Below are 14,957 nucleotides of genomic sequence, written 5' to 3'. Positions count from 1 at the left end.
AAGGCTGTAATCAGTGCACATTCTTCCTGCCGCGGAAGACACAAAAACAATAACTGTCCTTCTGTCCCCCCTGGGTGCAGAAAAGGAGTGCACGATGCAACCTTCTGTAAAAGCTCTGCTTGCCCTCACCTGCATGACCCTCAGCAGCGTCAGCCTCGGCGCTCAGACTCTGACCATCGCCACCGTCAACAACAGCGACATGATCCGCATGCAAAAGCTCTCGAAAACCTTCGAGACCGAGCATCCAGACATCAAGCTCAACTGGGTGGTGCTCGAAGAAAACGTCCTGCGCCAGCGCCTGACCACCGACATCGCGACTCAGGGCGGGCAATTCGATGTGCTGACCATCGGCATGTACGAAGCCGCACTCTGGGGCGCCAAAGGTTGGCTGGAACCGATGAAAGACCTGCCGGCCAGCTACGCCCTCGACGACGTATTCCCGTCAGTGCGTGAGGGCCTGTCAGTCAAGGGTTCGCTGTATGCCCTGCCGTTCTACGCCGAAAGCTCCATCACCTATTACCGTACCGATCTGTTCAAGGACGCCGGACTGACCATGCCCGAGCACCCGACCTGGACCCAGATCGGCGAATTCGCGAAAAAACTCACCAATAAAGACAAAGAACAGTACGGCATCTGCCTGCGCGGCAAGGCCGGCTGGGGCGAAAACATGGCGCTGATCACCACCGTGGCCAACTCCTTCGGTGCACGCTGGTTCGATGAGAAGTGGCAACCGGAGTTCACCGGTCCTGAGTGGAAAAACGCGCTGAATTTCTACGTCGATACCATGAAGCAGTCCGGCCCGCCGGGCGCCTCCAGCAACGGCTTCAACGAAAACCTGGCACTGTTCAACAGCGGCAAGTGCGCGATCTGGGTCGATGCCAGCGTCGCCGGCTCCTTCGTCACCGACAAGACCCAAAGCAAGGTCAGCGAGCACGTCGGCTTCACCTACGCCCCGCACGAAACCACCGACAAGGGTTCGGCCTGGTTGTATTCCTGGGCCTTGGCGATTCCGACCAGTTCCAAGGCCAAGGACGCGGCGAAAACCTTCAGTGCCTGGGCCACTTCCAAGGAATACGGCGCATTGGTTGCCGAGAAAGACGGCATCGCCAACGTGCCGCCAGGCACCCGGGCCTCGACCTACAGCGAGGCTTACATGAGCGCCGCGCCGTTCGCCAAGGTGACCCTCGAGTCGCTGAAAACCGCCGACCCGAGCAAACCGACCCTCAAACCTGTGCCGTACATCGGCATCCAGTTGGTGACCATTCCTGAGTTCCAGGGCATCGGCACCCAGGTCGGCAAGTCGTTCTCGGCGGCGCTGATCGGTCAGACCACGGTCGACCAGGCCCTGACCGCCGCCCAGCAAACCACCGAACGTGAGATGAAGCGCGCCGGTTATCCCAAGTAACCCGCGCCCTCTGTAGGAGCGAGGCTTGCCCGCGAAAGCGGTGTGTCAGACAAGCCGCCTTCGCGGGCAAGCCTCGCTCCTACAGTTGATCTTCACCTGCCTGTTCCCAATCGGTTCTTTCGCCATGAATATTTCAACTGCCAAAGCTCAAATGGACATTCCCCAACCGGTGCGTAAAAGCCGGTTGTCCAACCCCGGCTGGTTTCTGGTCAGCCCTTCGGTAGCGATGTTGCTGCTGTGGATGATCGTGCCGCTGGGCATGACCCTGTACTTCTCGGTGATCCGCTACAACTTGCTCAACCCCGGCGAGAACGAGTTCGTGGGGCTGGAGAACTTCACCTATTTCCTGACCGACTCGGGCTTCCTGCCCGGCGCCACCAACACCCTGTTACTGGTGGGCAGCGTGCTGCTGATCAGCGTGGTGTTCGGCGTGTTGATCAGTGCGTTGCTGGAGGCCAGTGAGTTTCTCGGGCGCGGCATCGTGCGGGTCATGCTGATTTCGCCGTTCTTCATCATGCCCACCGTCGGTGCGCTGATCTGGAAGAACCTGATTTTCCATCCGGTGTCGGGGATTCTGGCCTACGTCTGGAAGCTGTTCGGCGCGCAACCGGTGGACTGGCTGGCCCACTACCCGCTGCTGTCGATCATCATCATCGTGTCCTGGCAATGGCTGCCCTTCGCGATCCTGATTCTGATGACCGCCATGCAGTCCCTCGACCAGGAACAGAAAGAAGCCGCACGCCTGGACGGTGCCGGCCCGATCGCGATCTTCTGGCACCTGACCCTGCCGCACCTGGCACGGCCGATTGCGGTGGTGGTGATGATCGAAACGATTTTCCTGCTCTCGGTATTCGCCGAAATTTTCACCACCACCAACGGTGGCCCCGGCTACGCCTCGACCAACCTCGCCTACCTGATCTACAACCAGGCGCTGGTGCAGTTCGACGTCGGCATGGCGTCCGCCGGCGGTTTGATCGCGGTGGTGATTGCCAACGTCGCGGCCATCGTGCTGGTGCGCATGATCGGCAAAAACCTGACCGACAAAGCCTGAGGCCTGCGCCATGACTCTCCAACAATCCCGCCGTCTGCAAAGTCTGCTGCTCGGCACCCTGGCCTGGGCCATCGCGATCCTGATCTTCTTCCCGATCTTCTGGATGGTGCTGACCAGCTTTAAAACCGAAATCGACGCGTTCGCCACGCCGCCGCAGTTCATCTTCACGCCGACGCTGGAGAACTACCTGCACATCAACGAGCGCAGCGATTACTTCAGCTTCGCCTGGAACTCGGTGGTGATTTCGTTCAGCGCCACGGCCCTGTGCCTGCTGATCGCGGTGCCGGCCGCCTACTCCATGGCGTTCTACGAAACCAAGCGCACCAAAGGCACGTTGCTGTGGATGCTCTCCACCAAGATGCTGCCGCCGGTGGGCGTGCTGATGCCGATCTACCTGCTGGCCAAGAGCTTCGGCCTGCTGGATACACGCATCGCGCTGATTGTGATCTACACGCTGATCAACCTGCCGATCGTGGTCTGGATGATTTACACCTACTTCAAGGACATCCCCAAAGACATCCTCGAAGCCGCTCGCCTGGATGGCGCCACCCTGTGGCAGGAAATGGTCCGGGTGCTGCTGCCGATCGCCAAGGGTGGCCTGGCTTCCACGGTGTTGCTGTCGCTGATCCTGTGCTGGAACGAAGCGTTCTGGTCCTTGAACCTGACCTCGTCCAAAGCCGCACCACTGACCGCGTTGATCGCCTCGTACTCAAGCCCCGAAGGTCTGTTCTGGGCCAAGTTGTCGGCCGTATCGACCCTGGCCTGCGCGCCGATCCTGATCTTCGGCTGGATCAGCCAGAAACAACTGGTGCGCGGCCTGTCGTTCGGCGCCGTGAAATGACTTAGAAGCAAAAGATCGCAGCCTTCGGCAGCTCCTACGGGGTGCCCGGGGTTCAGGCGATCTGCGTGTAGGAGCTGGCGCAGCCTGCGATCTTTTGATCTTGAAGGCGCGCCTAACTGAATAACAACAAGTGGAGGCCCATCACCATGGCCAACCTGAAAATCAAGAATCTGCAAAAAGGCTTCGAAGGCTTTTCCATCATCAAGGGCATCGACCTGGAAGTGAATGACAAGGAATTCGTGGTCTTCGTCGGCCCATCGGGCTGCGGTAAATCCACGCTGCTGCGGCTGATCGCCGGGCTGGAAGAAGTCAGCGGCGGCACCATCGAACTGGATGGCCGCGACATCACCGAAGTCAGCCCGGCCAAGCGTGACCTGGCGATGGTGTTCCAGACCTACGCTCTGTACCCGCACATGACCGTGAAAAAGAACATGTCGTTCGCCCTGGATCTGGCCGGCGTACCGAAAGCCGAAGTCGAGAAGAAAGTCGGTGAAGCGGCACGCATCCTCGAACTCGGGCCGATGCTGGAACGCAAACCGAAGCAACTGTCCGGCGGCCAGCGTCAGCGGGTGGCCATTGGCCGGGCGATTGTGCGAAACCCGAAAATCTTCCTGTTCGACGAGCCCCTGTCCAACCTCGACGCTGCCCTGCGGGTGCAAATGCGCCTGGAACTGTTGCGCCTGCACAAAGAACTCAAAGCCACGATGATTTACGTGACCCACGACCAGGTCGAAGCCATGACCATGGCCGACAAAGTCGTGGTACTCAATGGCGGCAAAATCGAACAGGTCGGCTCACCGCTGGACCTGTATCACCAACCGGCCAACCTGTTTGTCGCCGGCTTCCTGGGTACGCCGAAAATGGGCTTCCTCAAGGGCAAGGTTACCCGCGTCGAAAGCCAGAACGTTGAAGTGCAGCTGGACGCCGGCACCCGCATCACCCTGCCGTTGAGCGGCGCCAACCTGGGCGTCGGCGGCGCGGTGACCCTGGGCATTCGTCCGGAACACCTGAACCTGGCGCAACCCGGCGACTGCACCTTGCAGGTCACCGCTGACGTCAGCGAACGCCTGGGCAGCGACACCTTCTGCCACGTCGTGACCTCCTCCGGCGAAGCGCTGACCATGCGTGTTCGCGGTGATCTGGCCAGCCGTTACGGTGAGTCGCTGAGCCTGCACCTGGACGCCGAACACTGCCATTTATTCGATGCCGACGGCGTGGCGCTGACCCGCCCGTTGCGCGCCGCAGCCTGATTTAGAGAGCCCGCGATGAAACTCAATAAACAGAACCTCAACCGCCTCTCGCCTGAGGTAGTGCTGCCCGCCTACGCCCTGAGCGATACGCGCCAAGGCATCGCCCACATCGGCGTCGGCGGTTTCCATCGGGCGCATCAGGCGTATTACACCGATGCGCTGATGAATACCGGCGAAGGCCTGGACTGGGCGATTTGCGGCGTCGGCCTGCGCGCCGAAGACCGCCGCGCCCGGGATGACCTGAAAGAACAGGATTACCTGTTCACCCTGTTTGAACTGGGCGACACCGATGACACCGAAGTCCGGGTGATCGGCGCGATTCGCGACATGTTGCTGGCCGAAGACGGCGCCGAGGCGTTGATCGACAAACTCGCCAGTCCAGAGATCCGCATCGTCTCGCTGACCATCACCGAGGGCGGCTACTGCATAGACGACAGCAATGGCGAGTTCATGGCCCACCTGCCGCAGATCCAGCACGACCTGGCGAATCCGAATGCACCGAAAACCGTGTTCGGTTTCCTCTGCGCGGCGCTGGCCAAACGTCGCGCTGCCGGGACGCCGGCGTTCACGCTGATGTCCTGCGATAACCTGCCGCACAACGGCGCGGTCACCCGCAAGGCGTTGCTGGCCTTTGCCGCCCTGCGCGATGCCGATTTGCGGGACTGGATCGACAGTAACGTCAGTTTCCCCAACGCCATGGTCGACCGCATCACACCGATGACCAGCACCGAGCACAAGCTGCAATTGCACGACAAACACGCGGTCGACGATGCCTGGCCGGTGGTGTGCGAGCCGTTTGTGCAATGGGTGCTGGAAGACAAGTTCGTCAACGGTCGCCCGGCCTGGGAAAAGGTCGGCGTGCAATTCACCGACGACGTCACGCCTTACGAAGAGATGAAGATAAAACTGCTCAACGGCAGCCACCTGGCCCTGACGTACCTGGGGTTTTTGAAGGGTTACCGCTTCGTTCACGAGACCATGAATGACCCACTGTTCGTGCGCTACATGCTCGCTTACATGGACCTGGACGTCACGCCGCAACTGGCGCCAGTGCCAGGAATCGACCTGACAGACTACAAAAACACCCTGGTGGCGCGGTTTTCCAATCAGGCGATTGCCGATCAACTGGAGCGCGTGTGCTCGGATGGCTCGTCGAAGTTTCCGAAGTTCACCGTGCCGACGATCAACCGCTTGATTGCCGACGGTCAGGAGACCAAGCGTGCGGCGTTGGTCGTCGCGGCCTGGGCGTTGTACCTGAAGGGCGTGGATGAGAACGGCGATACCTACTCGATTCCTGATCCGCGAGCGGCGTTCTGCCAGGCGTTGGTGGCGGATGACGGGTTGATCACTCAGCGGTTGCTGGAGGTTGAGGAGATTTTCGGTACCGCGATACCGCGTTCGCCTGAGTTTGTGGCGGCGTTTGAGTGGTGCGTTAACAGCTTGCGGGAAGTGGGCGTGACGCGGACGTTGGAGCGGGTGTTGGCGTAAGTGCGGCGGTGAAATCACCGCCGTCTTCGCGAGCGAGCCCGCTCCCACAGGGATTGCCGTCGGCCTAACGATCGACATCAAACCTGTAGGAGCGAGGCTTGCCCGCGAACAGCTTCACCAAGATCGACCTGACACACCAAGGATCTACCATGGCAAACCAACAACTATTCCTGGGCATCGACTGCGGTACCCAAGGCACCAAAGCGATCATCCTCGACGCCGTCAGCGGTCAGGTGCTGGGCCTGGGCGCTGCGGCCCACACCCTGATCAGCGGTGCCAACGGTCGCCGCGAGCAAGACACCAATGAATGGCTGGACGCCTTCACCCTCGCCACCCGCCGCGCGCTGCTCGCCGCCAAGGTCGACGGCCAGGACATCCTCGGCATCGGCGTCTCCGGCCAGCAACACGGCTTGGTGCTGCTCGACGATCAAGGCCAGGTCCTGCGCCCGGCCAAGCTCTGGTGCGACACCGAGTCCACTCCGGAAAACGACCGTCTGCTGGCGCATCTGGGCGGTGAAAAAGGCTCGCTTGAACGCCTCGGCCTGGTCATCGCACCCGGCTACACCGTGTCCAAACTGCTGTGGACCAAAGAGCAACACCCACAAATTTTCGCCCGCATCGCCCGCATCCTGCTGCCCCACGACTACCTCAACTACTGGCTCACTGGCCGCAGTTGCAGCGAATACGGCGATGCGTCGGGCACCGGTTATTTCAACGTGCGCACTCGCCAGTGGGACTTGCAGTTGCTGCGGGACATCGACGCCACTGGACGCCTGCAAGCGGCGTTGCCGGAGTTGATCGATGCGCATGAAGCGGTCGGCACGATCCTGCCGAGCATTGCTGAGCACTTGGGTATCAACCCGCATGCCATCGTTTCCAGCGGCGGCGGCGACAACATGATGGGCGCCATCGGCACCGGCAACATCCAGCCAGGGGCGATCACCATGAGCCTGGGTTCGTCCGGCACGGTTTACGCCTATGCCGAACAGCCAAAAGTCAGCCCCGACGCTTCGGTGGCCACGTTCTGCTCCTCCAGCGGCGGCTGGTTACCATTGATCTGCACGATGAACCTGACCAACGCCACCGGGGTGATTCGCGAACTGTTCGAACTGGATATCGAGCGTTTCAACGCGTTGGTGGAACAAGCGCCGATCGGGGCCGAAGGCGTGTGCATGTTGCCGTTCCTCAACGGCGAACGCGTCCCCGCTCTGCCCCGCGCCACCGGCAGCCTGCACGGGCTGACCATGACCAACCTGACCCAGGCCAACCTGTGCCGCGCGGTGGTCGAAGGCACGACTTTCGGTTTGCGTTATGGGCTGGACCTGTTGCGCCAAAATGGCTTACAAAGCCGCAGCATTTGCTTGATCGGCGGCGGCTCGAAAAGCCCGGTGTGGCGGCAAATCGTCGCCGACATCATGAACACCAAAGTCATCTGCACCGAACAAAGCGAAGCCGCCGCCCTCGGCGCGGCGATTCAAGCGGCGTGGTGCAAATCCTGGTCGAACGGCCATGAAAGCACGTTGGCGAATTTGTGCGAGCGCTGCGTAAAACTCGACCTGGCCAGCGAAACCCTGCCGATCGCCGACAACGTGGCGGCCGCGCAGCAGGCCTATGAACGCTATCAACAGCATGTCGCAACCCTTTAAAGAGCGAACAATTATGTATCTGGTGTGTGGCGAAGCGCTGTTTGATTTCTTCAGCGAAGACGATGCCAGCGGTCTGGCTTCAAACGTGAATTTCAAGGCAATTGCCGGCGGCTCGCCGTTCAACGTCGCCGTGGGCCTGCGCCGCTTGGGCATGGACGCGGCGCTGTTTGCCGGGCTGTCCACCGACTACCTCGGCCGCCGCTTGCAGCAAGTGTTGCAGGATGAAGGGGTGCGCCCGGACTACCTGGTGGACTTCGCCGCGCCGACCACCCTGGCGATGGTCGCCGTCGGCGCCAACGGCTCGCCCCACTACAGCTTCCGGGGCGAAGGTTGCGCGGATCGGCAGTTGAAGTTGGAGCATCTGCCGGAACTGGGCCCCGAAGTGCGCGGTTTGCACATCGGGTCGTTCTCGCTGGTGGTGCAACCGATTGCCGACACGCTGCTGGCGCTGGTCCAGCGTGAAAGCGGCAAACGCCTGATCAGCCTTGATCCGAACGTGCGGTTGAATCCTGAGCCGAACATCGATTTGTGGCGTTCGCGGATTGCGCAGTTGGTGGAATTGGCCGACCTGATCAAGGTCAGCGATGAAGACTTGAGCCTGCTGTATCCCGAGCAGGACCCTCAGCGGGTCATTGAAGGATGGCTGGAACATCGCTGTCAGTTGGTATTCCTGACCCGTGGTGGCGAGGGAGCGACAGTGTTCAGTCGCGCGCACGGTTCGTGGTCGGTGCCGGCAAGCGCGGTGAAAATCGCCGACACCGTGGGCGCTGGCGATACCTTTCAGGCAGCGCTGATTACCTGGTTGACCGAACATCAGTTGGACTCGGTGGACGGTGTGCAGCGGCTGAGCCGTGAGCAGATCGACGCCATGCTCAAGTTTGCGGTGAAAGCGGCGGCGCTGACGTGCAGCAAGACCGGGCCGGATTTGCCGTATCGGCAGCAGTTGGATTTGCGCTGAGTTTGATGGCCTCTTCGCGAGCAAGCCCGCTCCCATAGTAGATCTTCAGTGAACACACATTTGGTGTTCGGCAACGATCCAGTGTGGGAGCGGGCTTGCTCGCGAAAGCGGTCTACCTCACACAGCCAATCCCAAGACCATCCCCCTGAAAGATGTCACTCACAATCAACCCCCGTCTATGCGTTGAGTGGGTAAACTGTCGCCCTTTTTACGCGCATAACGGGAAGATGGGCTTTTGAACTCAAGGCAGACCGCTGGACTTTTGTTACTCGTAACACTATTGGCCGGTTGCAGTACTTCGCCGCCACGCTCCCCCAACGATATCTGCGAGATCTTCCGGGAAAAGAGCGACTGGTACGACGCCGCCCAGGTCACGCAAAAGCGCTGGGGCGTGCCGATCCAGGTGCCCTTCGCGATCATGTATCAAGAATCCGGCTACCGACACGACGCCAAGACGCCGCGCAAATACCTGCTCTGGATCATCCCCTGGGGCCGGGTCTCGACGGCGTCGGGCTACGCCCAGGCCAAGGATGAAGTCTGGTCCGACTATCAAAAAAGCACCGGCAGAAGTGGCGCCGACCGAGAGGATTTCGATGACGCCATCGACTTTGTCGGCTGGTACATGGACAAAACCACGTCCATCAACGGCGTGTACAAATACGATGCCTACGGGCAGTACCTCAACTATCACGAAGGTTGGGGCGGGTATCGTCAGAAGACCTACGCCAGCAAGGCTTGGTTGATGCAAACCGCGGGCAAGGTGCAGAGCCGATCGGATATGTACGCGCAGCAGTATGCCGGGTGCAAAAACGATCTGAATCGTGGGTTTTGGAGCCGGTTTTGGCATTGGCTCTAAATCAGCAGTTGGCCGCCCTCCCGCAGGAGCTGCCGCAGGCTGCGATCTTTTGATTTTGATTTTTAAAAGCAAGATCAAAAGATCGCAGCCTGCGGCAGCTCCTACCTGTTAGAGCACCGAAAAGTTGTAACTCACAATCAACCGGGTCTCATCCACGTCCCGGGCAAACTTCTCGTAGTTCGTCCGGTAGGTCGCATTACGCAAGCGCACGCTCACATCCTTGAACGTCCCGCTTTGCACCACGTATTTGAGTTCGCTGTCGCGCTCCCACTCTTTCCCTTCCTGATCACTGCCCAGCACTTTGATGTTGTCGCCGTTCACATAACGGGTCAGGAAACTCAGGCCGTTGAGCCCGATCGCCTTGAAGTCATAGTCATAACGCAACTGCCACGAACGTTCCTGCGCGGCGGCGAAGTCGTTGACCTGTACGTAGTTGACCAGATACGGATTGGTGCCATCCAGGTACGGCATCGAGTTGTCGCCATTCATGCGCTGCCAGCCGGCGCTGAAGGTGTGGCCGCTGATGGCGTAGGCCAGCATGCCGCTCAGGGCGCGGTTGTCGATGGAACCGGCGCGAGCGGCGCCGCTGTCGGCACTCTTCAGCACCCGCAAATCCGCCTTGAGCACGCCATCGCCCAACGGTTGGTTGGCCAGCAAACCGACGAAGTGCTGACGGTAGATGTCTTCCAGTTCGGCGTAGTGGTATTGGGCGGTCAGGCGTTCGTTGATCTTGTAGTCGAAGCCGTACATGTCGAAATGATCAGCCGTGACATTACAGGCGTAACGCTTGTTCTTGCAGTGCACGCGGATGTCTTGCGAATCCGTCGAGTCCCGGGCGGTGTACTTGTCCAGACGTGCCGCCATAAAGGTCAGGTCTTTGACTTCTTTGGAGGTGAGCATCGCGCCGTTGAACATCGTCGGCAGCAATCGGCCATCGTTGTACTTGAGCAGCGGCACATCCGGCAGCAACGCGCCGTACTTCAACACACTCTGGGACACGCGCACTTTGGCGGTCAGGCCGAGCTTGGCGTACTGGTCTTTCGAGCCGCGCGGGTTCTCGCCGCTGGACGGCAGCAAGCCGCTGTTGCTGCTGTCGGCGCTGGAATCGAGCTTGAGCCCGAGCATGCCCAGCGCATCGATCCCGAAACCGACGGTGCCCTCGGTGTACCCCGATTGAAGATTGAGAATGAAACCCTGCGCCGACTCGTCACGCTTGGACGCGCCTTGGTCGTTGCTGGTGTGCCCGTCACGAAAGTCGCGGTTGAAATACAGCGTGCGCGATTCGATTTTCGCAGTGGTGTCGTCGATAAAACCGCTGGCGGACACCGGCCCGGCAAATCCGGCGCACAGGATTAAAACGCCGAAACCGAATGACTGGCGCGGAGTGATCAGGGTAAAGGGGGGACGCATGAAAAAAGCTCCAACAATGCAGCGTTTGCGCAAGGCGCAATAAGCCAAAAAATAGCTTCCGCCCTGGACCCGAAACGGAGGCCAGAGTGAAGTGAGACACACAGGGGTGAGCCACAATGATGGCAGAAGGCTGTTACGCTCTGAAGGCGACTTTAGTCTGAAAATGACTGTCTGTTCTTGCGCACAGGCATCGTCCCATGCGATCCGACGCGTAATGCATCGCGAACAAACCGCCCGTATTCATTGACCAAAAACCCGTACATAGGGGTTTTCCCTATACCCTGAGTCCGTCCTAACTACGGCATTTGCGCCTTGAACGAGCCCGCTTAATCCTGCACCATCCGCCCCAGCTTATTCAAAGGACGGAACTCAAGGCATGCTGGACGCGAACGCAATCCATATTTCCCTCACGCTGGACGGCGTTTCCGCCGACCTGCAAGTGCTCAGTTTCGTCGGTCGCGAAGCCCTCAACCAACCGTTCTGCTTCGACATCGAACTGGTCAGCGCCCGCCCCGACCTGAAACTCGAAGAGCTGCTGCACAAACCCGGCTGCCTGACCTTCGGCGCCACCGGCAAAGGCATCATCCATGGCCTGGTCTATCGCATCGAGCAAGGTGATTCCGGCAAGAAACTGACCCGCTACAGCCTCAGCCTGGTGCCGCAACTCGCCTACCTGCGGCACAACCATGACCAACAGATCTTCCAGCACCTGACCGTACCGAAGATCATCGGCCAGGTTCTCGAAGCCCGGGGCATCCTGGCCGACGCCTACAGCTTCCAACTCGGCGCGATCTACCCCGAACGCGATTACTGCGTGCAGTACGACGAATCCGACCTGCATTTCATCCAGCGTTTGTGCGAAGAAGAAGGCATCCACTTCCACTTCCAGCACTCGGCCAGCGGTCACAAACTGGTGTTCGGCGACGATCAAACGGTGTTCCGCAAACTCGCGCCCGTGAGCTACCAGCAAGACTCCGGCATGGCCGCCGAAAAAACCGTGATCAAACGCTTCAACCTGCGCCTGGAAACCCGCACCACCCGCGTCAGCCGCCGGGACTACGATTTCGAGAAACCGCGCATCCTCCCCGAAGGCAACGCCAAAAGCACCTTCGCCCCGGACCTCGAAGACTACGACTACCCCGGCCGCTTCACCGACCGCGAGCGCGGCAAGCAACTGGCGACCCGCGCCCTGGAACGCCATCGCAGCGACTACAAACTCGCCGAAGGCAAAAGTGACGAGCCGATCCTGGTCAGCGGCCACTTCCTGGCCCTGAGCGAACACCCGCGCGCCGAGTGGAACGACCTCTGGCTGCTGCTGGAAGTCGTCCACGAAGGCAAACAGCCGCAAGTACTCGGCGAAAACACCACCAGTGACGTCACTGACAATAAAGACGATTTCCACCAGGGATACCGCAACCGCTTCCTCGCCACCCCGTGGGACGCACACTTCCGCCCTGCCCTCGAACACCCGAAAGCGAAAATCCTCGGCAGCCAGACCGCCATCGTCACCGGCCCCAAGGGCGAAGAAATCCACACCGACCCATACGGCCGCGTCAAGGTCCAGTTCCACTGGGACCGCGAAGGCCAGGCCGACGACAACACCACCTGCTGGCTGCGCGTCGCCACCGGCTGGGCCGGCAACGCCTACGGCGGCATCGCCATCCCGCGCATCGGCATGGAAGTGCTGGTGTCCTTCATGGAAGGCGACCCGGATCAACCGCTGGTCACCGGTTGCCTGTACCACAAGGAAAACGTCGTCCCCTACGACCTGCCGGCGAACAAAACCCGCAGCACGTTCAAGACGCTGAGCTCACCGGGTGGCAAGGGCTACAACGAATTTCGGATTGAAGACAAGAAAGGCGCGGAACAGATTTATCTGCACGCCCAACGGGATTGGGATGAAAACATTGAGCATGACCAGAAGATTCGCGTTGGCAATGAACGGCACGACACCGTTGAGGCGAATGTTTTTAGTGAGTTCAAGGTTGAAGAACATCGCATCACCCATCTGGATCGTAAATCTGAAGCCCGGGCGGATGATCATCTGACGGTCGCGGTGACCCAGCATGTGAAGGTCGGGACCGGGCAGTTTGTCGAAGCGGGCCAGGAGATTCACTACAACGCTGGGGAAAAGGTTGTGGTTGAGGGCGGCATGGAGCTGACCGCCAAGGCCGGCGGGAGCTTTGTGAAGATTGATGCGGGGGGCGTGACGATCAGTGGCGCTAATGTGAAGGTTAACTCCGGGGGTGGGCCGGGCGCGGGGACGCCGGCTGCGCCGTTGTTGCCGGGGCCGATGAAGGTGGCGGATGCGGACAAGGCCGGTCTGGTCCCGATACCCCTGCCAAAACGCCTGAACGAGTCGGGCATTACTCCGCTGTGCGGCAAACAGAGCAATGGTGCTTGCACCCGTAAGGATTGCACATGCATGTAAAAGCGTTGAACACCCTCCTCGTCGAACCCCGTTATGCGTTCGAGCAACTGCCAAGAGAGCCGTCGAGCCAAGCGCTGTGCTTCATCATCGACCGCGCCCGCCAGCCTGAGGCCATGAGCCGCCTCTATCGCGTCGGCGAACCGATGGCCTCCCAAGGCTTGTTCATTGGCACCGACTTCGCCGAGATGGCCGCTGACGGGCCCTTGTGGCTCACCGCGCCGTGGGGCAGTCGCCTGGCCGCCGAAGCTGCGAAGCTGTGTGAAGAAAACTATTCCGGCATTGCCCTGACCACCGACGATCCACTCAAGGCCCTGGCCCATGCGCGCTGGCTGTTGCGCGCCAATGATGGCTCTGGCGGCCAAAGTCTGCTGAGCTATCACAAGCCCAGCCTGTGGGCCGCATTGGCCTACACCGCTGGCGAAAACGCGTACCAGCTCTTTGGTCCATGGCAACACGTCTACACCCCTGCCCCGGCCCACTTCGGTGCAGGCAACGGAAATTGGCTGAGCTGGCGCCCCGTCTCGGAACTCGAATGGCTAGGCGACGTCTCAGCGTTCAACATCCCCGACGATGCACCCAAGGTTCAAGCGCGACTGGGTTGGGTCTACTGGGTAGACGAGCAGTACGCCGCGTTCGGCGAACCCGTAGAAGAAGAACTGCCCAACATCGCAGAAAACCTCGATGTATTGGTCAACCACAACATCTACGAAGGCCGCCACCTGCTCAAACTGGCCCACATCGCCAACGGCCCGCTGCTCGAAACACAGCCCCAGGCCATGGCCATCCTGCAATCCAGGGAAGAGTCGTTCATCAAGGTTGAACAGCTGAAGCAACTCGCCACCAGCGCCGCCTGATGAACCCGTCCGTGTCACGAATGAATGGAAGCATTTATGGAATCCAGTAATAGCGCAGCACCTAAGGTTGACGTGACCACACCTGCGGCACAGCCATCCGCCGGCACTGCCCCCGTCGCAAAACCGCCCGCCATGGAACTCGATCCACAACCTGAAGCGCCTCAAAGCTGCTAGAACGCGTTTGATCAAGTTAAAACGCCCTGCTCGACTACTTATGGCGAAGTGATTTACGCCACAAAAGAAAAAATGTTTTACCTGTTGCCTGAAAAAGCGGCGAGCTCCATTAAAGAAGCGATGAACGAGCTTGAGCAGCATGTCAGTGCTAGCAAATCGCCCGAGGAACGACTGAAAGGGATGAATGCAACGGGGTTGCTGGAGTACTTCCTGGAGCCCAAGCTGACTAACTTCCTGAAAGGCGAAGAACAAAGCCGGATGTTTGAGATCGAGGCGCAAGAGCCAGATATCGCTCAGCCAACGATGGCGATGCGCTTAAAGGCCGTCAGCAGAGAAGCAGGCAATTCGGCCAAGCTCGACAAACTGCCTGATCAATCGGACTATTCCCGAAATCGTGAACTGGCCAGCCAGCAGCAGGACAGCTTGCTTGAAGCGAACAAGCAGGGACAAAGCCTGCAGAAGCTTTATCACGAATGGACGAAGCTGAAAAATATCGCCATCGCTCAAGCCAAAGTAGAAGGTTACATCTATGAAAGTGGCAACCTGTTCTCGCCCGGAGCTTTAGAGGCACGTACACGCATACAGACTTACCT

General features: G+C 59.8%; 12 protein-coding genes. 11 read left to right on the top strand and 1 reads right to left on the bottom strand.

All coding sequences use genetic code 11. The features are described 5' to 3' along the window. Nucleotides 1–94 precede the first annotated feature (94 nt). The 8 genes from V5E99_RS28700 to V5E99_RS28665 all read left to right on the top strand — a co-directional run bounded on the left by V5E99_RS28700 (nt 95) and on the right by V5E99_RS28665 (nt 9,495). Nucleotides 95–1,405 (top strand): ABC transporter substrate-binding protein, encoded by a 1,311-nt coding sequence (locus tag V5E99_RS28700; RefSeq protein ID WP_499805778.1) that lies wholly within the window; start codon nt 95–97, stop codon nt 1,403–1,405. 124 nt (nt 1,406–1,529) lie between these two features. Continuing rightward, nucleotides 1,530–2,456 (top strand): carbohydrate ABC transporter permease, encoded by a 927-nt coding sequence (locus tag V5E99_RS28695; RefSeq protein ID WP_499805776.1) that lies wholly within the window; start codon nt 1,530–1,532, stop codon nt 2,454–2,456. Nucleotides 2,457–2,466: 10 nt separating this feature from the next. Continuing rightward, nucleotides 2,467–3,297 (top strand): carbohydrate ABC transporter permease, encoded by an 831-nt coding sequence (locus tag V5E99_RS28690; RefSeq protein ID WP_054046221.1) that lies wholly within the window; start codon nt 2,467–2,469, stop codon nt 3,295–3,297. 146 nt (nt 3,298–3,443) lie between these two features. After that, nucleotides 3,444–4,547 carry an ABC transporter ATP-binding protein gene (locus tag V5E99_RS28685; RefSeq protein WP_499805774.1) on the top strand — a complete coding sequence of 368 codons (1,104 nt, stop codon included), beginning with the start codon at nt 3,444–3,446 and terminating at the stop codon, nt 4,545–4,547. Nucleotides 4,548–4,562: 15 nt separating this feature from the next. Beyond that, on the top strand, nt 4,563–6,035 hold the full coding sequence (locus tag V5E99_RS28680; protein ID WP_499805772.1) for a mannitol dehydrogenase family protein: 1,473 nt from the start codon (nt 4,563–4,565) through the stop codon (nt 6,033–6,035). A 149-nt stretch (nt 6,036–6,184) separates the two neighbouring features. Next, entirely contained in the window at nt 6,185–7,681 is a 1,497-nt protein-coding gene (gene xylB, locus V5E99_RS28675; RefSeq protein WP_499805771.1) for a xylulokinase, read from the top strand. A 13-nt stretch (nt 7,682–7,694) separates the two neighbouring features. Beyond that, nucleotides 7,695–8,639: a carbohydrate kinase family protein gene (locus tag V5E99_RS28670; RefSeq protein WP_499805769.1), complete on the top strand. Its 945-nt coding sequence runs from the start codon at nt 7,695–7,697 to the stop codon at nt 8,637–8,639. A gap of 235 nt (nt 8,640–8,874) precedes the next feature. Next, nucleotides 8,875–9,495: a transglycosylase SLT domain-containing protein gene (locus V5E99_RS28665; RefSeq protein WP_499805768.1), complete on the top strand. Its 621-nt coding sequence runs from the start codon at nt 8,875–8,877 to the stop codon at nt 9,493–9,495. A gap of 108 nt (nt 9,496–9,603) precedes the next feature. On the opposite strand, the gene V5E99_RS28660 is transcribed toward V5E99_RS28665, so the two are convergent. Continuing rightward, complete coding sequence (locus V5E99_RS28660; protein WP_499805766.1) at nt 9,604–10,905, bottom strand: OprD family porin; 1,302 nt, start codon at nt 10,903–10,905, stop codon at nt 9,604–9,606. Between the two features lie 376 nt (nt 10,906–11,281). Here V5E99_RS28660 and V5E99_RS28655 point away from each other — a divergent pair, with 376 nt between their 5' ends. From V5E99_RS28655 to V5E99_RS28645, 3 genes are all read left to right on the top strand, one after another. Continuing rightward, on the top strand, nt 11,282–13,336 hold the full coding sequence (locus tag V5E99_RS28655; protein WP_499805764.1) for a type VI secretion system Vgr family protein: 2,055 nt from the start codon (nt 11,282–11,284) through the stop codon (nt 13,334–13,336). Continuing rightward, nucleotides 13,327–14,190, top strand: a complete 864-nt coding sequence (locus V5E99_RS28650; RefSeq protein WP_499805763.1) for a DUF4123 domain-containing protein — start codon at nt 13,327–13,329, stop codon at nt 14,188–14,190. Before V5E99_RS28655 ends, V5E99_RS28650 begins: the two co-directional genes overlap by 10 nt. 246 nt (nt 14,191–14,436) lie before the next feature. Further along, on the top strand, nt 14,437–14,957 hold a 521-nt coding region (locus tag V5E99_RS28645), incomplete at its 3' end, for a hypothetical protein (protein ID WP_499805762.1).

It is taken from the genome of Janthinobacterium sp. LPB2021202312-11-4 (assembly GCF_037049705.1).
In the GTDB taxonomy this organism is placed as follows: domain Bacteria; phylum Pseudomonadota; class Gammaproteobacteria; order Pseudomonadales; family Pseudomonadaceae; genus Aquipseudomonas.
The sequence above is the reverse complement of the archived record's forward strand: the minus strand, read 5'-3'. Positions and strand labels throughout refer to the sequence as shown.

Bases quoted from the DNA above. Each gene is read 5' to 3' on its own strand.
- V5E99_RS28700 (WP_499805778.1), top strand. From the start codon at position 95: ATGCAACCTTCTGTAAAAGCTCTGCTTGCCCTCACCTGCATGACCCTC.
- V5E99_RS28695 (WP_499805776.1), top strand. From the start codon at position 1,530: ATGAATATTTCAACTGCCAAAGCTCAAATGGACATTCCCCAACCGGTG.
- V5E99_RS28690 (WP_054046221.1), top strand. From the start codon at position 2,467: ATGACTCTCCAACAATCCCGCCGTCTGCAAAGTCTGCTGCTCGGCACC.
- V5E99_RS28685 (WP_499805774.1), top strand. From the start codon at position 3,444: ATGGCCAACCTGAAAATCAAGAATCTGCAAAAAGGCTTCGAAGGCTTT.
- V5E99_RS28680 (WP_499805772.1), top strand. From the start codon at position 4,563: ATGAAACTCAATAAACAGAACCTCAACCGCCTCTCGCCTGAGGTAGTG.
- xylB (WP_499805771.1), top strand. From the start codon at position 6,185: ATGGCAAACCAACAACTATTCCTGGGCATCGACTGCGGTACCCAAGGC.
- V5E99_RS28670 (WP_499805769.1), top strand. From the start codon at position 7,695: ATGTATCTGGTGTGTGGCGAAGCGCTGTTTGATTTCTTCAGCGAAGAC.
- V5E99_RS28660 (WP_499805766.1), bottom strand. From the start codon at position 10,905: ATGCGTCCCCCCTTTACCCTGATCACTCCGCGCCAGTCATTCGGTTTC.
- V5E99_RS28655 (WP_499805764.1), top strand. From the start codon at position 11,282: ATGCTGGACGCGAACGCAATCCATATTTCCCTCACGCTGGACGGCGTT.
- V5E99_RS28650 (WP_499805763.1), top strand. From the start codon at position 13,327: ATGCATGTAAAAGCGTTGAACACCCTCCTCGTCGAACCCCGTTATGCG.